Below are 21,478 nucleotides of genomic sequence, written 5' to 3' on the forward strand. Positions count from 1 at the left end.
CGACGCCCACTGGGGCGCCGAACAGCCGTCCGGGCTGCCAGGCCCGCCGGCGGGACAGCCCGCCTGAGTTCACCGAGATCAGCTATGAGGTCCGTGTCGTCACCGAGGAGAGTCCCGGCCGCGTCGAGCTGCTGCCCAGCCCGAGGCCGACGCCCAGCGCGAGAAGGCAGTGGTTCACTGGGAGGACATATCGTCGAGCAGATGGGCCGTGCATGAGATCCGAGCAGCGTTTCACCCCTCCGTGCGGCCCGGTCATCGGACAGCGCGTCGGGCCGGTCCTCAAGGCATCTGGCATTCCCTACGCACGGGCCCAGCGATTCCAGCCGCCGCAGCCCGTGGATGACTGGTCTGAGCCGTACTCCGCACTCGATCCAGCACCGGCCTGCCCGCAGTGGCGGATCAGAGAACTGGAACCGGTGATGGGGAGCCAGACCGGAAGGCTTCCCCAGGACGAGCACTGCCAGAATCTCACGGTCACGACACCGGAGAACCGGCAGCAGGGAGAGCTCCTGCCGGTCATGGTGTGGATCCACGGCGGGTCCTATATCTCAGGTGCAGGAGACGCGCCGATCTACGACCCGAGTGCCCTGGTGAGTGAACAGCGCGTCGTCGTCGTCTCCGTGACGTACCGTCTCGGAGCCTTCGGATATCTCGGCGGCGAGGGTCGGCCTGCCAACCTCGGTCTGCTGGATCAGCTCAGCGCGCTGGAATGGGTGCAGCGCAACATCGGCGCCTTCGGCGGCGACCCGGACGGGGTCACCCTCTTCGGCCAGTCCGCCGGAGGCGACGCCATCGCTCATCTGATGGCCACACCGAGAGCGTCAGAGCTCTTCCGCCGGGCCATCATGCAGAGTCCGCCGCTGGGGATCTCACGGGGACGACACAAGATGACGGCAGCCATGGCCGCTGCCGGTTCCTCCCTGCCTGCAGACGCCCCGGTCAAGGAGGTGCTGCGCGTCCAGGAGAAGGCGCGGGCAGCGGCCGCCCCGTTCGGTCTGCGCGGACTCATGCCCTTCGGGACCCAGTACGGAGTCTGGCCGCTGCCTGAGGAATCCCAGATCGATCAGGCCTGGGACGCAGTCGCTCCGCACATCGACATCATGATCACGCACACCGCAGACGAGACGAGGCTGTTCATACCGGTCGCGCATCCGGTGAAATGGCTTCGCGGGATTCCGCTGCTCGGTTCGGGCGCGACGACGCTGCTGAGCCGGCTTGCGACCAGGCAGGTCTACGTCAGGGGCATCCGCTCCTTCGTCAGGCGTCACCGTCGTGCCGGAGGCCGATCGCACTACTTCATCTTCGACTGGGCTGCGCCCGACAACTTCTATCGCTCGGCACACGGGATCGATGTGGCGCTGCTCTTCGGAACTCCGGCGAACACCGAAGGGCTGAAGCTGCTGCAGGGAGCGTCCTGGGAGGAGCTCGATGAAGCAGGCACGGCCGTCCGGGCGCTCTGGGCTGGGTTTGCTCGGGGTGCGGAACTGCCAGCCAGGGGCCGCATCCCCGGCGTCCCGGTGTGACGGCTGCGAACGGCAAGACCCGGCCGGTGCGCTCAGCGGCTGATCACATGCGGCTGGGCGACCTCCTTGAGTCCCTGCAGGCCGAACTCCAGGCCGAAGCCTGACTGCTTGGCGCCGCCGAAGGGCACCCGCGGATCGATGGCGCCGTGCTTGTTGATCCAGGTGGTGCCCGCCTCGATCCGGGCGGCCACCTCGGTGGCGCGTTCGGGGTTCGAGGACCAGACCGAGGAGCCCAGCCCGACCTCGAGGCCGTTCGCCCACGCGATCGCCTGCTCCAGATCGGTGTAGCGGATGATCGGCAGCGCCGGACCGAACTGCTCCTCGATCACCAGCGGGTTCTGCGGATCGATGTCGGCCACCAGGGTGGCGGGATAGAAGAAGCCCGGGGCGTCTTCGTCGGGATCTGCCCCGATCAGCACGCGGGCGCCGGAGTCCTTCGCAGCGTCCACCAGCCGGGCGACGATGTCACGCTGCTTCGCGTTCTGCAGCGGCCCGAGCACGTTCTGCTCCTCGAGGCCGATGCCCATCGGCATCTTGGCCGCCACCTCGGTCAACGCATGGCAGACCTCGTCGTAGATGGAATCCGGCACGTAGAGCCGCTTCAGCGCCGCGCAGGTCTGCCCGGTGTTGATGAACGCGCCCCAGAAGAGGTCCTCGGCGATGGCCTGCGGGTCGGCGTCGTCCAGCACGATCCCAGCGTCGTTGCCGCCGAGCTCCATCGTCATCCGCTTCATGGTGTCCGCGGCGGTCTTGACGATCGCCTTGCCGGTGGTCGCCGAGCCGGTGAACATGATCTTCGCGATATCTGCATGCTCGGTGAGCTTCCTGCCCAGCGAACCGTCACCCGGGACCGCGATCAGCACATCGGCCGGCAGCGCGGAGTTGAGCACCTTGACCAGGGCCAGCACGCTCAGCGGGGTGTACTCCGAGGGTTTGATCACCACGGTGTTGCCCATCCGCAGGCTCGGCGCGATCTGCCAGATCGAGATCATCATCGGCCAGTTCCACGGACCGATGGCCCCGACGACGCCGAGCGGACGATAGTGCAGCTCCGCATAGCCGGACTCATCATCGACGAGCACCTCGGGCTCCACCGGGATCGACGCGGCGGTGCGCAGCCAGGCCACGCAGGCGCCGACCTCGAAGCGGGCGTTGGGTCCGTTCAGCGGCTTTCCCTGCTCCCGGGAGAGCAGCTGGGCGAGCTCCTCGGCGTGGGCCTCCACCGCGTCCGCTGCGGCATGCAGCGCGGCCTGCCGTTCCCCGTCCGGGGTCGCGGCCCACGAGACCTGGGCGTGCAGGGCACGGGCGACGGCGTCGTCGAGGTCTGCGGCGGAGGTGAGCGGGGCATGGCCGATGAGCTCACCGGTGGCGGGGTCGTGGATCTCTTGGCCCTCGGAGGTTGTGATCTCCTCGAGCAGCGTGGTGGTGGTCATGATGTTCTCCTTGGTGGTGTCGTCAGGTCGTCAGGTCGTCAGGTCGTCAGGGCGGCCGAGGTCAGCCGTGGTCGGCTGTGGTCAGCTGTGCTGGGGTCAGATCGGCTCTGCGGCCCAGCAGCAGGTCAGCCGCCTTCTCGCCGATCATGATCGAGGGGGCGTTGGTGTTGCCGCTGGGCAGTGCCGGCATGATCGAGGCGTCGGCCACGCGCAGCCCGGCGACGCCGCGCACGCGGAGCTGCGGATCCACCACCGAGTGGTCATCGATGCCCATCCGGCAGGTGCCCGCCTGGTGGTGATAGGTGCCGGCCATCGCCCGGGCGTGTGCGCGCACCTGGTCGCGGGTCTCAAGCGGGGCCGAAGGATTGAACTCCGCCCTGCGGTAGGGGGCGAGCGCGTCCTGGGCGCCGATCTCCCGGCACAGTTCGATGGCGTCACAGAGCGCCTCGAGGTCATACTCCTCGGCCAGCAGGTTGGGGTCCAGCAGCGGAGCGAGCCGAGGGTCCGTGCTGGTCACCCGCAGCGTGCCGCGCGAGAGCGGGCGCACGATTCCGGCGTTGACGGTGAACCCTGCGGCGGGGACCGCACCGCCGTCGGTGGGGTAGGGGAAGTGCATGAAGAGCGGCTGGATGTCCGGCGCCTCCTCCTCGGTCTGCCGACTGTGTGCGAAGAGCTGGGCCTCGAGCAGATTGTGCCGCCCCTCGGCCAGGGGCTCCGGCGCCTCATAGATGACGCTGGCCAGGACATGGTCGTGCAGGTTCTTGCCCACTCCGGGAAGCTGAAGAACCGTGTCGATCCCGGCCTGGCGCAGGTCGGTGGGATCACCGATGCCGGAGCGCTGCAGGATGCTGGGGGAGCCGATCGCCCCTCCGCAGAGCACGATCTCCGCCGAGGCATGCGCGGTGTGCGTCCCGGTCCCGGTGCTGTACTCCACGCCGGTGGCGCGACCGGCTTCCACGGTGATCCGGTGCACCAGCGCATCGGTGGTGAGGGTGAGCCGCTCGTGGCCGAGGATCGGATGCATGAAGGCGCGCCAGGGGCTGTGCCGCTTCCCGTCCTTGGTGGTGGTGTGGTTGAACCCGGCGCCGGACATCTGTGCGCCGTTGAAGTCCTGGGTCTCGGAGATCCCCACAGCGCCCGCGGCCTGGACGAAGGCCTCTGAGCTGGCGTGGCGATTCATGATCTTCTCCACGTGCAGCGGCCCGCCGGCGCCGTGAAACTCGGATTCTCCGTCCTCATGGTCCTCGGAACGCTTGAACAGCGGCAGCACGTCGTCCCAGCCCCAGCCCTCACAGCCGGCCGCGGCCCACTTGTCGTAGTCCGAGCGGTGGCCGCGGATGTAGATCATGCCGTTCAGCGACCCGGAGCCGCCGAGCACCTTCCCTCGGGGCCAGGCGATGCTGCGGTGGTTCGCGTGGATCTGCGGCACCGTGGTCAGCGCCCAGTCCGAGGTTCCCTGCATCAGCATCGGCCAGCCCTGGGGACTGTGGATGTTGGGGTCCTCGTCACGGCCGCCGGCCTCGATCAGGTGGACGCTGTGGCCGGCGTCGAGCAGTCTGCGGGTGATCACGGAACCGGCGGACCCGGCGCCGATGACGACGTAGTCGGTGGTCATGGCTTCATTCACGGTGCTCATCTCTCCTTGGATCACAGTGCGTCTCGGAGCGCAGTTCTTTCGGCAGTGTTCCCAGCATCGTCACCGACGACGGTGCCGCCTTGATCGCAGGCGCACAGACCTGTGCATCAGGTGCACATGTTGTGGCGCGCGTCACAACAGGGTGGGAGACTGGAGCGATGCTGAGGAACAAGAGGCCCATCCGGTGAGCACGACGACGGGACAGGTGTCCTTCGATCCCACCCAGCTGCCGCCTCAGGATCGCTTCGAGGCATGGAGACACGCGGTGAACACCGCGTTCGTGCCGCTGGATGCCAGCACCGAGGACCCGAGCCGGTTCAACGGCGCGCTCACGGGGTTGGCGCTGGGGTCGCTCAGCGTCGCCGGGGTGGGTGGTGATGCGGTCACCGTGCGGCGCAGCCGGCAGGCGATCGCCGCGGGGGATCCCGGGGTCTTCAAGTTTGCGCTGCAGGTTCAGGGCAGCTCGCTCACCAGGCAGGACGGCCGGGAGGCGCTGCTGTCTCCGGGGGATCTGGTCGTCTACGACACCCGGCGTCCCTATGACCTTGTCTTCGGCGGGGCGTACCGGATGTTCGTGGTGCAGATCGCGGTGGAGCACCTGGGGCTCTCGGCCGAGCAGGCCCGCGCCGTGGTGGCGCAGCGGATCCCCGGGTCCGCCGGTCTCGGTGCGCTGACGTCCTCGCTGCTGGGCAGCCTTGATGATCAGCTGAGGAAGGGTGAGATGGCTCCGGACCCGCGGGCGGCTTCGGCGGTGCTGCAGCTGGTCCAGGCGACGCTGCTCTCCCGGTTCCGGCCCGCCGCCGAGGTGCCGACTCGCGATGTGGTCTATCTGGAGGCGGTCAGGCATATCGACGACCACCTGGGGGACCCCGAACTCGGCGTCGGCGCCGTGGCGCGCGCGCTGCACGTGTCAGTCCGTTATCTGCAGGGGATTTTCGCCCAGGAGGGCACCACCATCAGTGACTGGGTCCGTCAGCGCAGGTTGGAACGGTGCCGGATGGAACTCGGGGACCCCTCCCAGGCGCATCGGTCGATCAGCGCGGTGGCCGCCCGCTGGGGGTATCCGGAGGCATCGAGCTTCAGCCGGGCATTCAAGCAGGAATACGGAGTCTCGCCCCGTTCGTTCCGACGTGAGGTCGCCGGCGGCTGAACAGCGGCTGTGGAGACTCAGCGTCCGTGGAAGACCGGCTTCCGCTTCTGCTGGAAGGCGGCGAATCCCTCGGTGTAGTCCGCGGAATCGCACAGCCGGCCCTGGGCGTGGTTCTCCTCGTTCAGAGATTCCCAGAGGCCGATCCGCTGGTCCCGGACCGCGGCCACGAGGGCCTTGGATTCGCGGAAGGCCAGGGTCGCGCCGGCCGCGGCCACAGCGACCTTCGCCCGGGTGAAGTCGAGGAGCTCCTCGGCCGGCACGGCGCGGGAGAAGAGTCCCGCGGTCACGGCCTCCGCGCCTGACATCAGGTCAGCGGTGTAGATCAGATCCAGGGTCCGGTGCGCGCCGAGGCGCTCCACGAAGAGCGCATGTCCGCCGGAGTCCAGAGTGGCTCCGAGCGCGGCGAAGGGTGAGCCGATCTTGGCGTTCTCGGCCACGTAGACCACGTCGGTGGCGACGGCCAGGCCCAGTCCCACCCCGAGGCAGGCGCCCTGCACGGCGGCGAAGGTCGGCGCGGGGAACGCCGCCATCCGGCGCATCAGCGGGGTGACCTTGTCCTGCAGGTAGCCGAGCGCGTCGTCGGTGGCGGGCACCACGTCGGAGATGTCCCGGCCGGCGCAGAACCCCTTGCCCTCGCCACGCAGCAGCAGGGCGCGCACGCCCGCAGCTTCAGCCTCCCGGTAGGCGGCATCGAGGTCATCGAGGGCCTGCTCATCCAGGGAGTTGAGCTTCTTCGGGGCGTCCAGGACGATCTCGGCGATGTCGTCGGTGATGGTGAGGCTGATCATGGGGTCTCCAGGGTTGGGACGCGCTCAGGCGTCGTAGTCGACGACGAGCTGCTTGGAGGTGGGCCGGGTCTGGCAGGTCAGGATGTATCCGGCCTTGACCTCGTCGGACTCCAGCGCGAAGTTCTCCTCCATTTCGAAGTCGCCGGAGACGACCTTCGCGCGGCAGGTGCCGCAGACTCCGCCGGCGCAGGCGAAGGGCACATCGGGCCGGGCGCGCAGCGCGGCGTTGAGCACGGTCTCCCCGGAGCCCGCGGGGGACGCGATCTGGCCGGTGAGCCCGTCGAGGGTGAACTCGATCTGGACGTTGTCACCCTGCGGGTCGGCTTCGACCTTGCGGCCCTGCTGGCCTTCGGGGCGGTCGGGGCGTCCGGTGGTGAAGAGCTCGAAGCGGATGTCGCCCTCGTCGACCCCGCGGGCGGCCAGGGAGTCGCGCGCCATCTGGACCAGCTCGAAGGGTCCGCAGAGGAACCATTCGTCGGTGTCCTGCACGCGCAGCACCTTGTCCAGGAGATCGCTGAGCTTCTCATCGTCGATCCGGCCGGTGAGCAGCGGGTTGATCCGCTGCTCGCGGCTGAGCACATGATGCACCGCGAGCCGGGCGGGGTAGCGGTCCTTGAGATCGCCGAGCTCCTCGGCGAACATCACGTCCCCGGCGGAGCGGTTGGCGTAGATCAGGTCGAAGGTGGAGTCCTTCGAGGCGGCCAGCACCGAACGGGCGATGGCCATGATCGGGGTGATCCCGGAGCCGGCGGCGAAGGCGACCAGGTGCACATCCGAGCGCAGCGCCACGGCCTCCTCGGCGAGCTTGGCCGGGTTGTTCATCGAAGTGATCGCAGTCTTGGAGACGAACGCTCCGGAGGGGTTCATCACCTCCATCTGGTCCCCGGGCTTGAGCGACTCATTGGCCCAGTTGGAGAACAGGCCACCGATGTCGCGCTTGATCGCCACCCGGATCTCCCCGGGGGTCGGCTCGGTGCAGATCGAATAGGAGCGGCGGATCTCCTGGCCCTCGAGCTCGGTGCGCAGCGCCACGTACTGGCCCGGCGCGTAGTCGAAGTCCTCCTGCAGCTCCGGGGGCACGGCGAAGGTGACCTCCACGGAGTCTGCGGTGAGCGGGCGCACCTCGGAGACGGTGAGGGTGGAGAAGGTCGCGCGGCGGCGTGTGGTCGTCGACATCAGTGCACCTTGAAGTGGTCGAAGGGCTCCAGGCAGTCGCGGCACTGGTACAGCGCCTTGCATGCGGTGGAGCCGAAGCGGGTCATCTCACGAGTATTGGGGGAGTCACAGCGGGGGCATTTCACGCTCAGGCCGACGCGGATGGGTCCTACGGCTGCCTTGCCGGTGGGCGGGGCGATGCCGTATTCGCGCAGCTTCACCTTGCCCTCCTCGGTCATCCAGTCGGTGGTCCACGCCGGATGGAGCACGGTCTCGATACGCACCTTCTGGTGCCCGGCGTGGCGCAGCGCGGCACTCACGTCGGCGTTGATCGTGTCCATGGCCGGGCAGCCGGAGTAGGTCGGGGTGATGACGACGACGGCGGTGCCGTCCTCGTCCACCCGTGCCTCGCGCAGGATCCCCAGGTCCGCGATGCTGAGCACCGGGATCTCTGGATCATTGACGCTGGCGGCGATCTCCCAGACCGTGGCATCGGCGGGCAGAGTCACGGATTCGGGTCCCATGACGGCCATGAGTGCTCCTCTCACCAGGTGGCCCCGGGGTGCTGGCGGGCCAGCACCTGCATCTCGGCCAGGATCAGTCCGCGCTGCTCGGAATGGCGCCCGGAGCGGTCGGCGCCGTGGGCGCCGGACATGTCGGGGATGCTCAGCCCGGCCTGCTCGATCACCTGGTGCAGCCGGGCCAGCGTGGCCTCGCGCAGCGAGGAGGGCAGCACAGCGATGTCGCCGAGCTCGGTGATCGGCTCGACGTCGGTGAAGAGCTCCTCGACATAGGACCAGACCGAGTCCAGGCCTGCCTGGACTCGCCGGGCGGACTCCTCGGTGCCGAGGCCCAGCCGCAGGATCCACTGGGCGGCGTGATCCTGGTGGTAGTCGACCTCCTTGAGCGCCTTCGCGGCGATCGCCGCGAGGGTGGTGTCCGTGGAGTTCACCAGTCGGCTGTAGAGCTCGTGCTGGTAGAAGCTGAAGATCAGCTGCCGGGCGATGGTCTTGCCGAAGTCGCCGTTCTCCTGCTCCACCAGCCGGCAGGAGCGGAACTCCTCCTCGCTGCGGAAGTACGCGAGGTCATCCTCGGACTTGCCCCAGGCGGTGCCGGCGTAGGTGAGCAGGAACCGGGCGTGGCCGAGCAGGTCCAGGGCGATGTTCGCCAGCGCGACATCTTCCTCAAGCTCGGGTGCCCGGGAGACCCAGGCGCCCAGGCGCTGGGAGAGGATCAGCGCGTCGTCGCCCAGCAGCAGGGCGTACCTGGCGGTGGCGTCGTCGGCCTTGGCGTCGGAGGCGGCGATCTCCTCGGCGGTGATCGCCTCGCCCTGGGACTGGCGGGTGGCGGAGTCATGCGATGCGAAGCTCACAGGTGCTTCACCCCTTCGGACTGGGTGTAATACGTGGCATGGCGGTAGCTCTTGCCCTGGGCGGACTCGAAATATGCGCCCTTGGAGTCGGGGTCCGAGGCCATGATCGCCGCGGCCGGCACGACCCACACCGAGGTGCCCTCATTGCGCCGGGTGTAGAGGTCCCGGGCGTTGCGGATCGCCATGGTGGCATCAGGTGCGTGCAGCGAGCCTGCGTGGACATGGGAGAGCCCGCGTGAGGACCGGATGAAGACCTCCCAGAGGGGCCAGGAGCTTGAATCTGCGCTGGAGGTCATGGCCTCGCCTTTCTAGCGGTGATGTCTTGGGGGTGCAGCGGGTGGGACTCAGGCGCCGATGAGGGCGGCCTGGTCCTGGGACTGACGGTTGGCGTAGGCGGTCGCGGCTTCGCGGACCCATGCCCCTTCGTCGCGGGCCTTGCGGTAGTGCTCCAGGCGTTGCCGGCTCAGCGGGCCGTTGCCCTTGATGACGGCGAAGAACTCGTCCCAGTCCAGGTCGCCGAAGTCGTAGTGGCCGCGCTCCTCGTTCCACTTCAGCTCGGGATCCGGAAGGGTGAGGCCGAGTGCCTCGACCTGGGGGACCAGCATGTCGACGAAGCGCTGGCGCAGCTCATCGTTGGTGAAGCGCTTGATCTTCCACGCCATGGACTGCTGGGAGTTCGGGGAGTCCCCGTCCGGGGGGCCGAACATCTGCAGCGCCGGACCGTAGAAGCGGTTCACGGCCTCCTGGGCCATCTGGTGCTGCGCCTCGGTGCCGTGGGAGAGCGAGTAGAGGATCTCCCAGCCCTGGCGCTGATGGAAGGATTCCTCCTTGCAGATGCGCACCATGGCGCGGCCATAGGGGCCATAGGAGGCGCGGCAGAGCGGCACCTGGTTGACGATCGCTGCGCCGTCGACCAGCCAGCCGATCGCGCCGATGTCCGCCCAGGTACGGGCCGGGTAGTTGAAGATCGACGAGTACTTGGCCTTGCCGCTGTAGAGCTGGTCATACATCTCTTCGCGGGGGCGGCCGAGGGTCTCGGCGGCGGAGTAGAGGTAGAGCCCGTGGCCTGCCTCGTCCTGGACCTTGGCGATCAGGATCGCCTTGCGCTTCAGGCTGGGGGCGCGGGAGATCCAGTTGCCCTCAGGCTGCATGCCGATGATCTCGGAGTGCGCGTGCTGGGAGACCTGGCGCACCAGTGACTTCCGGTAGGACTCGGGCATCCAGTCCCGCGGTTCGACGCGGGAGTCCTCGGCGATGATCTCGTCGAAGCGGTTCTGCCCGGACTCTGCCTCGGCGAGCGCCGCAGCGGCGTCGCTCTCGTCGGCGAGGTGCAGGGGAGCGTGCTGGTGGTTCTCGGGTGACATGGTCATCCTCTATTCCGTCGCATTATTTACCGACCGTTCGTTCAGTATAGCACTGGAGATGTGACGGTCAACACTTGGCTGCGAGAAGGGTGAGATGGCTGGGGTCGGCGCGGTTGGAACAGGCGTTCTCACCGCAGCCGGGCGAGTGCGCCGGACCGCGGCGCCGACGCCGTCTGGTCTTCTGGATCAACGCGTGTCCGTGTCTGGCGGGCGTCGGCGGATACGGATAGGCCCACGTGCGGTCGCGGGGTCGACCGCTGTGCCTCGTTGGGTGATCTCCACGACGCCGGCGGCCTCGAGACGTCGAGCCGCTGCCCGTGCGGCGTCCATCTGGTCTCGCCAGTCCTCGCCGGCGACTGCGCGCGCAGCCTCGGAGGGGCAGATCGTCGCCGTCTCGGCCCGCTTCGCGAGCAGGTCGAGGATCGCGTTCTCCATATCGCGGTCTGACGCCGCGGGGCGGGGCTCGTCCATGGCCTCAGTCTCCCGCATCCATGGCGTCTGGGAGATCTGGCGCAGGCGGGCGGCGAAAAGCCCCGTCGATGCTCCGAAAAGCATGGACGGGGCTGCGCGCTTCTGTGACTACTGACTCTGGGCAGGCCCCTTGTGACTTGACTCGGCGATCGCCTCATCGATGGCCGCGCAGGCGGCGGCACTATGTCCTGGTGTGACTCAGGGCCGCTCGGCCGTGCGCAGTCCCCCGAGGATTATCTGCTTCACGGTCTCGGCCAGGGCCGCGTCCGGGGCGCCGCCGACAGGGCGGTACCAGTCCACGATCGAGTTGATCGTGCCCATGGCCAGACGCGAGGCGGTGCGGGCGTCGATGTCCTGACGCAGGTCACCGTCGTTCTGGGCCTGCCTGATCAGGTCTGCGATGCGCAGGGTGATCTCGCGGCGCCGCTGCAGCGCCTTGACCTCCATCTCGGAGTTCCCGCGCAGCCGCAGCAGCAGCGTCACATAGGGCAATGAAGTGGTCAGCACCTTCACCGATTCGCTCAGGATCATCTCCAGCTCGGCCACCGCGGAGGCGTCCAGCGCCTCAGCCTCGGTGATCACCCGCTCCAGCTCGGCGAGTGATCGGTTCAGCGCGATGTCGAGGATCTCCTCTTTGGAGCTCACGTGGTGGTAGATCGCCGACTTGGAGATGCCCAGCTCGCGGGAGAGCGCGCCCATCGAGGTGGCCTCGTAGCCATGGCGGTTGAAGGTCTCGACACAGACGGTGATGAGCCCCTCGCGGTCATAGCCGGGGCGGCCCCGGCGGGAGGCGGACGCCGTCGTCGAAGTGGGGGTCATGACTCCACCCTAGTCGGGTGACTATTGGGGCCGCTGATCATAGATCCGGCGCAGCTTGCCCGAGGAGCGACCCAGGGACCCTGGCTCCTCCACGCTGATCTTGCAGCTGGAGCCGACCTTGACCTTGATCTGCCGAGCCAGCACAGCTCCTGCTGTCTCGGCGTCCTCGGCGGAGGTCTCCGCGCGCCGCTCGATGTGCACGGTCATCTCATCCATCTTTCCCGGTCGGGCCAGACGCAGCTGGAAGTGCGGGGAGAGCTCCTTGATCTCCAGGGCGATCTCCTCGATCTGGGACGGGAAGAGGTTGACCCCGCGCAGGATGATCATGTCGTCGCTGCGTCCGGTGATCCGGCCCATCCGTCGGTGCCCGGGACGTTCGGAGCCCGGCAGCAGCCGGGTCAGGTCGTGGGTGCGATAGCGGATCATCGGCAGCGCCTGCTTTGTCAGCGTGGTGAAGACCAGCTCGCCGTGCTCGCCGGTGCGCAGCACCTCCTCGCTGATCGGATCGATGATCTCCGGGCGGAAATGGTCCTCCCAGATGGTCGAGCCGTCCTGGCGCTCCACTGATTCACCGGCGACGCCCGGGCCCATCACCTCGGAGAGTCCGTAGATGTCGCAGGCCTTCAACGCGAAGGTCTGCTCGATCTCGTGGCGCATCCTGTCCGTCCACGGTTCGGCGCCGAGCACGGCGACCTCCAGCGAGGTGTCCTTGGGGTCCACGCCAGCGGCGCGGAAGGAATCTGCCAGCGCCAACAGGTAGGTCGGAGTGCATAGGATCACCCGGGGCTTGAAGTCCTGGATGAGCTGGACCTGCTTCTCGCTCTGCCCCCCGGACATCGGGATCACGGTCGCCTTGAGCTTCTCGATCCCATAGTGGGCGCCCAGGCCGCCGGTGAACAGGCCGTAGCCGTAGGCGTTGTGCACCAGGTCTCCCGGGCGCACCCCGGAGTAGCGCAGGCAGCGGGCGAGCAGAGTCGCCCAGCTGTCGATGTCCGCATCGGTGTAGCCGACCACCGTCGGGCGCCCGGTGGTGCCGGAGGAGGCGTGCACCCGGCGGACCTGTTCCATCGGCACGGCGAAGGCCTTGAACGGGTAGGCCGCGCGGAGGAACTCCTTGTCCGTGAAGGGGAACTTGGCCAGGTCCTCGAGCGTCTGCAGGTCATCGGGGCCGACGCCGTGGGCGTCGTAGAGCTCGCGGTAGGCCGCGACGTTGTCGTAGGCATGGCGCAGGGTCTGCTGCAGCCGGGTGAGCTGGAGCGCCTCGATCTCCTCGCGGCTCATCAGCTCCTCGGTATCGGGCAGACCGGGGTCGGTTGCGGGGATCGCGGTGATTTCGGTGTTGAGGATGCTCATCGGGTCACTTCTTTCCGGGGGAGGCGATGGTGCGCGAGCGGCCGCGGAACACGCCGAGGAGGTCTTCTCCCCGGGTGATGGTCACGTCGTAGACGCCGCTGCGTCCTGTGTTGGCCACTCCGATCGCCTCGGCGATGATCGTCTCGCCGAGCAGAGCTGGTTTCAAGAAGTTGATGTCGACGCCGGAGGCCACGGTGATGGTGCCCTCATCGAGGCTCGGGTGGTTGCAGGCCATGGCGAAGCAGGTGTCGGCCAGGGCGAAGAGCATTCCCCCGTGGGCGATGTCGAAGCCGTTGGTCATGTCTTCGCGGATCACCATGCTGATCCGAGCGTGGCCTGGGTCAGCTGTGAGGACCACGATGCCGAGAGCCTCGGAGGCTCGATCGTTGTCCAGCATCCGATGTCGAGGGCGACCTGCGGTGCTCGAGTTCAGGCCCTCGGGGGCGAGTTGGGTGGACTCAGTCATCGGTGCTCCTCATCGCATTTCCAGACCGATTGGTCGGTAAGTCAACTGAAGCACCGGAACGGATGTGATGTCAAGCACAGCTCGGGTCGGTCCACCTGTTGGCCCGGCATGGGCGATGGAGGGTACCCGGTGACCGGGTGCGGCTCGACGCCCGCCCGGGGTTCGCTACTCGCGCAGCGCGGCGGTGTAGCCCGAACGGAAATCGGGATGCAGCAGCTCGCCGAGCAGGCGGTGCAGCAGCGACCCGTCCAGCGCCTTGCCATGGCCCGCGCCGAGCAGCGCTGAGTCGAACAGGTCCTCCCCCGACGGGCTGGAATCGGTCAGGACGGAGCCAGACGGGGAGTCCGCGTGATGGCGGACCGGCGAGTTCAGCGGCATCGAATCCAGCACCTGGGGATCGAGCCTCGGATCGCTCCACGGGCGGGGGAGCTCGAGCTGGTCAGCCATCCAGTTGTGCACCGCGCCCAGGGGCACCGGGAGCTTGTCCACGCCCAGCACCAGTTCCGGCGGGGCCGCGGAGGTCAACAGCTCGACGGCGGCCCGCGCGGCGTCGTCGGAATGGATCCGATTTGAGATTCTCCAGGCCTCATGGGCGTCCTGATCTGCGGCTTCACCCACGGAACCGGAGCGCAGCTGTTTGATGAGCCGATCTCGGCCCGGACCATAGATGCCGGAGAGTCGCAGGATCCCGCTGCGCGAGCGGGCCGAGGACTCAGCGCCGGCGTCCCGCCACTTCTGCAGAAGCTGCTCGGTGCGGGCAAGGATCTCACCCGTCGGGCCGGCGGGGGTCAGCGGCGCAGATTCGTCCAGTCGCCCCGAGGCGTCGCCGAGGACCGAGGTGGAGGACACCAGCAGCACCTGCACAGTCTCGGCGAGGTTTGCCTGCGTGATGCGGTCCAGCACCGTTTCGAGCCCGCGCAGGTAGACCTGCTCATAGCGCTGCGGATCGCGGCTGCCGGCGGCGGGCGAGAAGACCACCGCCGTGGTGTCGGCCGGCGGGGCCGGGACCGTGGATTCCTCGGTGAGGTCCACGGCCGTGCCGTCGAAGGAGGCGGGCAGACGCTCCGGGCTGCGGCGCCATCCCGAGACGTTCCAGCCCTGGTCCAGAAGTCGATGGCCGATCCGCGTGCCGACGTCGCCGCAGCCCAGCAGCACGGCGCGCGGGGTGGGTGAGTCGGCGGGGAGCGGGGCGGCGGAGGCAGTCATGGTCCGAGCCTAGCGATTTCCCGCAGGATGCGGTGATCGACGCGGGCCACAAGTCTCGATGTCAGTGAGCACCTGCGCGGGACGCAGAAGAACCCCTGTCCGGATCTCTCCCGACGGGGGTTCTTCTCACAATGGCGGAGGCGGGGGGATTTGAACCCCCGGTCCGCTTTGAGGCGGACACTTCATTAGCAGTGAAGCCCATTCGGCCGCTCTGGCACGCCTCCTGTGCCCACGAATTCGGCGAACCGTTCTCATGCGCCCGTCTAGACTAGCGGTTCGGCTGGGAAACTGACAAAGCGTGCGCTCGCAGTACTCTGGACGGGACGAGACAGCCGAGGAATGCACCAGGAGAACACGCCACCCATGCCCCGCCAGACCGAGGAACGCAGAGTCGCGCTGATCGGTGCCGGGCCCCGCGGCACCTCCTTCCTGGAACGGCTGCTGGCGGCGGTGGAGCGCGGCACGCCCGACGCCCAGGCATCCCGGTTGCGCGTCCTGGTCATAGACCCCGCCCCACACGGGCCCGGCCGGGTCTGGAACCCGCAGCAGTCCCCGTTGTACCTGATGAACACCCCCGCCAGCTTCCCCACCGCAGCGCCCGTCGGCGCGACTCAGGCCCAGCTGGCCTCGTCGTCGGTCTCCCGCTCCTTCGCCCAGTGGCGGCACGAGCATGAGGCCGAGGAGACCGCCACCTCGGTGCGCGCCGACGGCTTCGAGCCGCCCGTCTTGAAGGGGATCGACCATGGCGGGACCGACACCGACTACCCCACCCGCGCCGCCTACGGGCAGTACCTCACCTGGCTGCACACCGAGGTCTGCGCGGCACTTGCGCGCCATCCCGGGATCAGCGTCGAGCACATCTCCGCGGAGGTCGCCGAGCTGCGCCGCGCCGACTCCGGGTATGAGCTGAGGCTGCGCCCCGACGACGACGACGCCGACCCGCCCCGGGATGATCGGCTCCGCGCCGACCAGGTGGTGCTGGCGCTGGGTCACATACCTGCCGGGCTGAACGAGTCCGGTGAACACTTCACCGAGGTGGCCGAGCAGCTCGGGCTGCACTACCAGCCGCCGGCGATCCCCACCGAGGTGGACTACTACTCGCTGCCCGCCGGGGAGAACGTGCTGGTCCGCGGGATGGGGCTGAACTTCTTCGACCTGATGATCCAGGCCAGCGTGGGCCGCGGCGGAGTGTTCCACGAACACGCCGACCACCCCGCCGGGCAGCGCCTGGAATACCTCGCCACCGGGGACGAGCCGCACCTGGTGGCCGGGTCCCGGCGCGGCACCCCGTATCGAGCCAAGTCCACCGCGCTCACCGAGGCGCCCGGGTTCGCGCCCGTCGGCATCACGCTGCACCACCTCAGCCCCGAGGCGGTGGCCGAGGCCGAACGGCGCCACGACCTGCTCGACTTCTCAGCCCACCTCTGGCCGCTGATCCAGCGCGACGTGCTGCGCACCTATTACCGGACCCTGGTGGAGCTCGCCCCGGAGCTCTTCCGCGCCGGTTTCGAAGCCGCGCTTCAGGAGCTGCTCGCGGACACCCACCTGGGCGAGGCGGTGCTGCAGACCCGTGGTCAGCGGCTGCTGCGCGAGCTCGCCCCGGATGTCCTCTGGTTCGACATCCGCTCGCTGGGCAGGCCCTTCGGCGGGCTGACCTTCGAGTCCGCCGAGCAGTACCAGCAGCACATGAGCGCCTACCTCGAGGATGACGCGGCCACCTCCGCCGCCGGAGCGCGCAGCCCGGTGAAGATGGCCATCGGTGCGCTGCACCTGGCCCGGATGGAGGTCAAGGCGCTGATCAGCCAGGGCCGGGTCTCCCAGTCCAGCCAGATCAGCGAGATCGAGGGCTGGTTCGAGTCCCTGGTGGAGGGCCTGGCCAGCGGCCCGCCGCTGCAGCGGATCGAGGAGCTCGCCGCCCTGACCCGCGCCGGGGTGGTGGAGTTCCTGGGACCCGACCCGATCTTCGACGTGGACCGCGAGACCGGCTTCTACACCGCCGAATCCCCGGCCGTGGCCGCGCCGGCGTACCAGGCGCGCTGGCTGCTTGAGGCGATGATGCCCGCCAATCGGATCCAGCTCTCGCGCTCGCCCCTGGTGGCGGGACTGCTGCGCAGCGGCCTCGCCCGGCCGCGCGAACTCGTGGACGCCTCCGGGGCGCCGCGGGCGGGCAAGGGCTTCGACGTCACGCGACTTCCACATCGGCTGATCCCGGCGGACCGCGCCGAGCCGGAAGAGATCTACGTGCTGGGCCTGCAGCTCAGCTCGGTCCAATGGGGCACCGCCATCGCCGCGGAGGCCGGCGGAGATGGCGATTCCTCCGCGCGATCCCTCGCCGACGCCGACGCCGCGGCCCGCGCGGTCCTTTTCGGTCCGGGCGGCGCGGCTACAGGATCGCCCGCCCAGGATTGAGCCGGCGCTCCGGATCGAACACGTCCTTGATCCGGCGCTGCAGCGCGATCACCTCGGCGGACTGCTCCCAGTCCAGCCAGCGCAGCTTATAGGTGCCGATCCCGTGCTCCCCGGTGATGGTCCCGCCCATCTCCAGTGCCAGCCGGACCGAACCGTCCAGGGCAGCATGCAGCCGCGAGACGGCCGAGGTCGGGAGGCCGCCCTCGGTGGCGTCGATCGTCACGGGGGCGGCCTCGGGCTGTGCGGGGGAGGCCGCGTCGTCGTCGGGTCTTGTCTCGGTGCCGGTGCCGGTGCCGGTGCCGGTGTCGGTGCCGAGCTCTGAGCTGGGGACGCTGAAGGTGGGGTGCAGGTTGCCGTCCCCGGCGTGCGCGACCACCTTGAGCTGGACCTGGTGCTCCTCGGCGAGGTCTTCGATGGCGCGGATGTAGTCCACCAGCCGCGACCGCGGGACCGCGACGTCTTCGCCCACGCGCACCTCGTTGACGATTCCGTCGCCGCGGGCGTGCCGGCGCAGCTCGATCAGCCGCTCGGACTCGGTGGAGCCGGGGTCGCTGACCAGGGCGCCGAGTGCTCGCAGCACCTCACGGATGATCTCGGCCTCGATGGCAGCACCGTGGCCGTCGGTCTGGATCAGCAGCAGCGTGTCTCCGCGCTGGGCCAGGTCCGAGCCCTGCGCCTCATCCAGGGCGAGCATGGTGCGGCGATCCAGCAGCTCCGTGATCGCCGGCTGCACCCGGGCCCTGCCGATGTCCAGGACCCCTTGGGCGGCGGTGGTCAGCTCGTCGAAGAACGCGGCGATGGTCTCGGTGTGCGCACTCAGGTGGCGCAGCCGCACGGTGACCCCGACGACGATGCCGAGGGTCCCCTCGGAGCCGACGAACAGGCTGGTCAGGTCATAGCCGGCGACGCCCTTGAAGGTGGCCTGTCCGGTGTGGATCAGCGTGCCGTCGGCGAGCACCACGTCCAGGGCAAGCACCGAATCGCGGGTCACCCCGTACTTCGCACAGCGCAGCCCGCCGGCGTTGGTGGCGACATTGCCGCCGATGGTGGAGGTGCGGTAGCTCGCCGGATCCGGGGCGTACATCAGCCCGTGTTCTGCGGCGGCGGCGTTGAGGTCGGCGTTGATCACGCCCGGTTCGACGACGGCGACCTCATCCTCGGGTCGCATCGCCAGGATCTGGTTCATCCGGGTCAGGTTCAGCACCACCGAACCCTCGGTGGAGTTCGCCCCGCCGGAGACGGAAGTCCCAGCCCCGCGGGTGATCAGCGCGAAGCCATGCTCGCAGGAGAGTCGCACCAGCAGTTGGACGTCCTGCGTCGATTCAGCAAAGACCACGGCGAGCGGCGGGTGCACCTGCCAATGCTCCAGCGGCCCCTGGTCGACCGCGTGGGCGTCGAGCTCCGCGGCGTCGGTGGTCAAGGTGCCCGGCGTGAAGGCGCTGCGCAGGGCTGTCAGGACGTCATTGTCGGAGGCACTCATGAAAGGTGAGTCTAGGTCAGGGTTGACCTCCGGATATGGCCTCCGACACACTGAGGCCCAGTTGGAGCCCAGGTTCGGTGAGAGGCCAGTCTGATGTGCACACGTGTGGTCTACCTGGGCGAGCAGGATCGTGTGCTGACGGCCCGTTCCATGGACTGGAACGCCGACCTGGGGACGAATCTGTGGGTCTTCCCCCGGGGGCTGCCGCGCGAGGGAGGAGCCGGGTCGGAGTCGCTGACCTGGACGTCCCGCTATGGCAGCGTGATCGCCTCCGGCTATGACATCTCGACCACCGATGGGATGAACGAGCGGGGGCTGGTCGCCAATGCCCTGTGGCTGGTCGAGTCGCGCTACCCGGGGCTCGACGATGCCCGGCCGAAGCTCTCCCTCGGCGCCTGGGCCCAGTACGTGCTGGACAGCTTCGCGACCGTGACGGAGGCGGTCGAATCACTCGCCCGTGAAGACTTCGCCGTGGTCACCGCCGGCGTGCCAGGGCAGCCGCGCCAGGCGACCATGCACCTGTCGATCTCGGATGCCTCCGGGGACAGCGCCATCTGTGAGTACCTGGACGGGACGCTGCAGATACACCACGACCGCACCCACCAGGTCATGACCAATTCACCGCCCTTCGCTCAACAGCTGGCGATCGACACCTACTGGCGCGGCATCGGCGGTACCGTCATGCTCCCGGGCACCAATCGCGCCGCCGACCGCTATGTCCGGGCAAGCTTCTACATCAACGCGGTGCCGCAGGTGGAAGACCGCACCATCGCGACCGCGGCGGTGTTCGGGGTGATCCGCAACGCGTCGGTCCCCTACGGGATCAGCACTCCGGGGCAGCCGAACATCTCCTCGACCCAGTGGCGCACCGTGGCGGACCACAAGGACCGTCGCTACTTCTTCGACTCCGCGCTGCGGCCCAGCGTCATCTGGGTGTCCCTGGACCGACTCGACCTGCGAGAAGGCTCAGGTGTCCGCCGCATGGATCTTGCTGATGGCCCGCCCGACGGCCACGCCGGCGACGTCAGTGATCTCTTCGAGCCCGCGGAGCCGTTCGCGTTCCTCGGGCCGGAGTGACTCGCGGCAGTGTGGCCGAACATGACGAACTGCGAACCCGACCCCTGGCCCGCACTTGCAAGGAAGCATTCCGCGATGCAGACTTGGTCCTAGGTCAAGAGTGCCAGCGCAAAACCCCGGTTTGCTGGCCGGCAACCCTCCAGTTCGCGGTGGGGTGCCCCGGGTGACGACCTGGCTGAAACAGTCAGTGAAGCAATTCACCGACTCACTCAGCAAGCGCGGGCCACACACCAGTGCGGGCCCAACATCCCAGTCCTCAGGACAGGGCCGTACAGGATTCAGCGCCGGAAGCTCGATCACCGGCAGCGACGTTCACATCCGGCCCAGTTCCTGGGCCGCATTGAACGGAGAATCCTTTGAGCAACGAGAACACCTGGCAGTTCGAGACCCAGCAGATCCATGCCGGAGTCGCCCCCGACCCGGTCACCGGAGCACGGGCGCTGCCGATCCAGCAGACCACCTCCTTCGTCTTCCCGGACACCGCCGCCGCCGCGCGCCGCTTCGGACTCGAGGAGATCGCCCCGATCTACTCGCGCATCGGCAATCCCACCGTCCAGGCGGTGGAGGATAAGATCGCCGCCCTCGAAGGCGGAGTCGGGGCGCTCGCCGTCGGCTCCGGACAGGCTGCCACCACGCTGGCGCTGCTGAACATCGCTTCGGCCGGCAGCCACATCGTCGCCTCACCCACCCTCTACGGCGGCACACAGAACCTCTTCAAGCACACCCTGCCGAAGTTCGGCATCGAAGTCTCCTTCGTGGAGGACCCCGATGACCTGGAATCCTGGCGCGCCGCCACCCGGGAGAACACGGTCGCCTTCTTCGGCGAATCCGTGGCGAACCCGCGCGGGGACGTGCTGGACATCGAAGGCGTCGCCTCGGTGGCGCATGAGTTCGGGGCACCGCTGATCATCGACTCCACGCTGACCACCCCATACCTGATCAAGCCGATCGACTTCGGCGCCGACGTCGTCGTGCACTCGGCCACCAAATTCCTCGGCGGCCACGGCACGGCCATCGCCGGGGTGATCGTGGACTCCGGGCGCTTCGACTACTTCGCCCACCCGGAGCGCTTCCCCGGCTTCTCCACCCCGGACGAGAGCTACCACGGGCTGGTCTTCGGCCGGGATCTCGGCGCCGACGGGATCTTCGGGGTCAACCTCTCCTTCATTCTCAAGGCCCGGGTCCAGCTGCTGCGCGACCTCGGTCCGGCACTGTCCCCGCACAACGCCTTCGAGATCAACCTGGGGCTGGAGACCCTCTCGCTGCGGATCGAACGCCATGTCGAGAACGCGCAGAAGGTCGCCGAGTACCTGGAGGCCCATGACGCCGTGCGACGGGTCTACTACTCCGGTCTGCCCTCGAGCCCCTGCTTCGAGCGCGCTCAGAAGTACCTGCCCCGCGGATCCGGGGCGGTGCTGTCCTTCGAGCTCGCCGGAGGAGCAGCCCACGGCGCTTCAGGTCAGGCCCGGGCGGGCCAGGCCTTCGTGGACGCGCTGGAGCTGCACTCGCTGGTGGCCAATGTCGGCGACGTCCGCTCCCTGGTGATCCACCCCGCCTCGACCACGCACAGCCAGCTCAGCGACGCCGAGCAGCGCGCCGCCGGAGTCAAGCCCGGACTGGTCCGGCTCTCGGTGGGCCTGGAGCATATCGACGACATCATCGCCGATCTGGACCAGGGCTTCGAGAAGGCCGCCCAGGGCGCTGTGAACGCGGCAGCGGAGGCCGGCGCGGACAATGTGACGAAGCAAGAAACCGCAGCGGCGGTCTGAGGTTAGG

At 68.5% G+C, this 21,478-nt stretch carries 19 protein-coding genes, 1 tRNA gene and 1 riboswitch; of the genes, 5 read left to right on the forward strand and 15 right to left on the reverse strand.

The window, feature by feature from the left end:
• Positions 1-212 precede the first annotated feature (212 nt).
• Complete coding sequence (locus tag LTH96_RS01135) at positions 213-1,523, forward strand: carboxylesterase family protein (protein WP_241463774.1); 1,311 nt, start codon at positions 213-215, stop codon at positions 1,521-1,523.
• Between the two features lie 32 nt (positions 1,524-1,555).
• Here LTH96_RS01135 and LTH96_RS01140 read toward each other — a convergent pair whose 3' ends face one another.
• Together LTH96_RS01140 and LTH96_RS01145 are read right to left on the reverse strand one after the other, a co-directional pair.
• Entirely contained in the window at positions 1,556-2,959 is a 1,404-nt protein-coding gene (locus LTH96_RS01140; protein WP_370644377.1) for an aldehyde dehydrogenase family protein, read from the reverse strand.
• A gap of 58 nt (positions 2,960-3,017) precedes the next feature.
• Positions 3,018-4,592 (reverse strand): GMC family oxidoreductase, encoded by a 1,575-nt coding sequence (locus LTH96_RS01145; RefSeq protein ID WP_241463776.1) that lies wholly within the window; start codon positions 4,590-4,592, stop codon positions 3,018-3,020.
• A gap of 184 nt (positions 4,593-4,776) precedes the next feature.
• On the opposite strand from LTH96_RS01145, the gene LTH96_RS01150 reads away from it, so the two are divergent.
• Complete coding sequence (locus LTH96_RS01150) at positions 4,777-5,742, forward strand: helix-turn-helix domain-containing protein (protein WP_241463777.1); 966 nt, start codon at positions 4,777-4,779, stop codon at positions 5,740-5,742.
• A gap of 17 nt (positions 5,743-5,759) precedes the next feature.
• On the opposite strand, the gene LTH96_RS01155 is transcribed toward LTH96_RS01150, so the two are convergent.
• The 12 genes from LTH96_RS01155 to LTH96_RS01210 form a co-directional block, all read right to left on the reverse strand.
• Positions 5,760-6,530: an enoyl-CoA hydratase/isomerase family protein gene (locus LTH96_RS01155; protein WP_241463778.1), complete on the reverse strand. Its 771-nt coding sequence runs from the start codon at positions 6,528-6,530 to the stop codon at positions 5,760-5,762.
• Positions 6,531-6,554: 24 nt separating this feature from the next.
• Complete coding sequence (paaE, locus tag LTH96_RS01160; protein ID WP_241463779.1) at positions 6,555-7,706, reverse strand: 1,2-phenylacetyl-CoA epoxidase subunit PaaE; 1,152 nt, start codon at positions 7,704-7,706, stop codon at positions 6,555-6,557.
• Positions 7,706-8,218 carry a 1,2-phenylacetyl-CoA epoxidase subunit PaaD gene (gene paaD, locus LTH96_RS01165; RefSeq protein WP_241463780.1) on the reverse strand — a complete coding sequence of 171 codons (513 nt, stop codon included), beginning with the start codon at positions 8,216-8,218 and terminating at the stop codon, positions 7,706-7,708. The genes paaE and paaD overlap by 1 nt, the downstream gene beginning before the upstream one ends.
• A gap of 11 nt (positions 8,219-8,229) precedes the next feature.
• Complete coding sequence (gene paaC / locus LTH96_RS01170; protein WP_241463781.1) at positions 8,230-9,057, reverse strand: 1,2-phenylacetyl-CoA epoxidase subunit PaaC; 828 nt, start codon at positions 9,055-9,057, stop codon at positions 8,230-8,232.
• On the reverse strand, positions 9,054-9,353 hold the full coding sequence (gene paaB / locus LTH96_RS01175) for a 1,2-phenylacetyl-CoA epoxidase subunit PaaB (RefSeq protein WP_036474355.1): 300 nt from the start codon (positions 9,351-9,353) through the stop codon (positions 9,054-9,056). Before paaB ends, paaC begins: the two co-directional genes overlap by 4 nt.
• 48 nt (positions 9,354-9,401) lie before the next feature.
• Entirely contained in the window at positions 9,402-10,421 is a 1,020-nt protein-coding gene (gene paaA / locus LTH96_RS01180) for a 1,2-phenylacetyl-CoA epoxidase subunit PaaA (RefSeq protein WP_241463782.1), read from the reverse strand.
• Between the two features lie 186 nt (positions 10,422-10,607).
• Positions 10,608-10,892, reverse strand: coding sequence for a DUF3253 domain-containing protein (locus LTH96_RS01185; RefSeq protein WP_241463783.1), 285 nt, complete (start codon positions 10,890-10,892; stop codon positions 10,608-10,610).
• A gap of 198 nt (positions 10,893-11,090) precedes the next feature.
• Positions 11,091-11,711 (reverse strand): TetR/AcrR family transcriptional regulator, encoded by a 621-nt coding sequence (locus tag LTH96_RS01190; protein WP_241463784.1) that lies wholly within the window; start codon positions 11,709-11,711, stop codon positions 11,091-11,093.
• A gap of 21 nt (positions 11,712-11,732) precedes the next feature.
• On the reverse strand, positions 11,733-13,064 hold the full coding sequence (locus LTH96_RS01195) for an AMP-binding protein (protein WP_241463785.1): 1,332 nt from the start codon (positions 13,062-13,064) through the stop codon (positions 11,733-11,735).
• A 4-nt stretch (positions 13,065-13,068) separates the two neighbouring features.
• Positions 13,069-13,530 (reverse strand): hydroxyphenylacetyl-CoA thioesterase PaaI, encoded by a 462-nt coding sequence (gene paaI / locus LTH96_RS01200; RefSeq protein ID WP_241463786.1) that lies wholly within the window; start codon positions 13,528-13,530, stop codon positions 13,069-13,071.
• 165 nt (positions 13,531-13,695) lie between these two features.
• Positions 13,696-14,736: an NAD-dependent epimerase/dehydratase family protein gene (locus LTH96_RS01205; protein WP_241463787.1), complete on the reverse strand. Its 1,041-nt coding sequence runs from the start codon at positions 14,734-14,736 to the stop codon at positions 13,696-13,698.
• Positions 14,737-14,868: 132 nt separating this feature from the next.
• Positions 14,869-14,960 (reverse strand) — tRNA-Ser (locus LTH96_RS01210).
• Positions 14,961-15,099: 139 nt separating this feature from the next.
• Between LTH96_RS01210 and LTH96_RS01215 the strand changes: the two genes are divergently transcribed.
• On the forward strand, positions 15,100-17,145 hold the full coding sequence (locus tag LTH96_RS01215; RefSeq protein WP_241463788.1) for an FAD/NAD(P)-binding domain-containing protein: 2,046 nt from the start codon (positions 15,100-15,102) through the stop codon (positions 17,143-17,145).
• Here LTH96_RS01215 and LTH96_RS01220 read toward each other — a convergent pair.
• Positions 17,120-18,625 (reverse strand): FAD-binding oxidoreductase, encoded by a 1,506-nt coding sequence (locus LTH96_RS01220; RefSeq protein WP_241463789.1) that lies wholly within the window; start codon positions 18,623-18,625, stop codon positions 17,120-17,122. The two genes, LTH96_RS01215 and LTH96_RS01220, sit on opposite strands and share 26 nt — an antisense overlap.
• Positions 18,626-18,718: 93 nt before the next feature.
• On the opposite strand from LTH96_RS01220, the gene LTH96_RS01225 reads away from it, so the two are divergent.
• Together LTH96_RS01225 and LTH96_RS01230 are read left to right on the forward strand one after the other, a co-directional pair.
• Positions 18,719-19,702, forward strand: coding sequence for a linear amide C-N hydrolase (locus LTH96_RS01225; protein WP_241463790.1), 984 nt, complete (start codon positions 18,719-18,721; stop codon positions 19,700-19,702).
• 92 nt (positions 19,703-19,794) lie between these two features.
• A riboswitch (SAM riboswitch) is annotated at positions 19,795-19,927 on the forward strand.
• Between the two features lie 131 nt (positions 19,928-20,058).
• The gene (locus LTH96_RS01230; RefSeq protein ID WP_241463791.1) at positions 20,059-21,471 is read left to right on the forward strand and encodes an O-acetylhomoserine aminocarboxypropyltransferase/cysteine synthase family protein; all 1,413 of its coding nucleotides are present in this window, start codon (positions 20,059-20,061) and stop codon (positions 21,469-21,471) included.
• Positions 21,472-21,478 lie beyond the last annotated feature (7 nt).

Source organism: Nesterenkonia sp. LB17, assembly GCF_022565915.1.
GTDB lineage: Bacteria > Actinomycetota > Actinomycetes > Actinomycetales > Micrococcaceae > Nesterenkonia.

Coding starts and splice junctions, on each gene's coding strand:
- LTH96_RS01225 (WP_241463790.1), top strand. CDS start 18,719: ATGTGCACACGTGTGGTCTACCTGGGCGAGCAGGATCGTGTGCTGACG.
- LTH96_RS01205 (WP_241463787.1), bottom strand. CDS start 14,736: ATGACTGCCTCCGCCGCCCCGCTCCCCGCCGACTCACCCACCCCGCGC.
- LTH96_RS01195 (WP_241463785.1), bottom strand. CDS start 13,064: ATGAGCATCCTCAACACCGAAATCACCGCGATCCCCGCAACCGACCCC.
- paaB (WP_036474355.1), bottom strand. CDS start 9,353: ATGACCTCCAGCGCAGATTCAAGCTCCTGGCCCCTCTGGGAGGTCTTC.
- LTH96_RS01190 (WP_241463784.1), bottom strand. CDS start 11,711: ATGACCCCCACTTCGACGACGGCGTCCGCCTCCCGCCGGGGCCGCCCC.
- paaA (WP_241463782.1), bottom strand. CDS start 10,421: ATGTCACCCGAGAACCACCAGCACGCTCCCCTGCACCTCGCCGACGAG.
- paaE (WP_241463779.1), bottom strand. CDS start 7,706: ATGTCGACGACCACACGCCGCCGCGCGACCTTCTCCACCCTCACCGTC.
- LTH96_RS01155 (WP_241463778.1), bottom strand. CDS start 6,530: ATGATCAGCCTCACCATCACCGACGACATCGCCGAGATCGTCCTGGAC.
- LTH96_RS01215 (WP_241463788.1), top strand. CDS start 15,100: ATGCCCCGCCAGACCGAGGAACGCAGAGTCGCGCTGATCGGTGCCGGG.
- LTH96_RS01135 (WP_241463774.1), top strand. CDS start 213: ATGAGATCCGAGCAGCGTTTCACCCCTCCGTGCGGCCCGGTCATCGGA.
- paaD (WP_241463780.1), bottom strand. CDS start 8,218: ATGGCCGTCATGGGACCCGAATCCGTGACTCTGCCCGCCGATGCCACG.
- LTH96_RS01220 (WP_241463789.1), bottom strand. CDS start 18,625: ATGAGTGCCTCCGACAATGACGTCCTGACAGCCCTGCGCAGCGCCTTC.
- paaI (WP_241463786.1), bottom strand. CDS start 13,530: ATGACTGAGTCCACCCAACTCGCCCCCGAGGGCCTGAACTCGAGCACC.
- LTH96_RS01185 (WP_241463783.1), bottom strand. CDS start 10,892: ATGGACGAGCCCCGCCCCGCGGCGTCAGACCGCGATATGGAGAACGCG.
- LTH96_RS01145 (WP_241463776.1), bottom strand. CDS start 4,592: ATGAGCACCGTGAATGAAGCCATGACCACCGACTACGTCGTCATCGGC.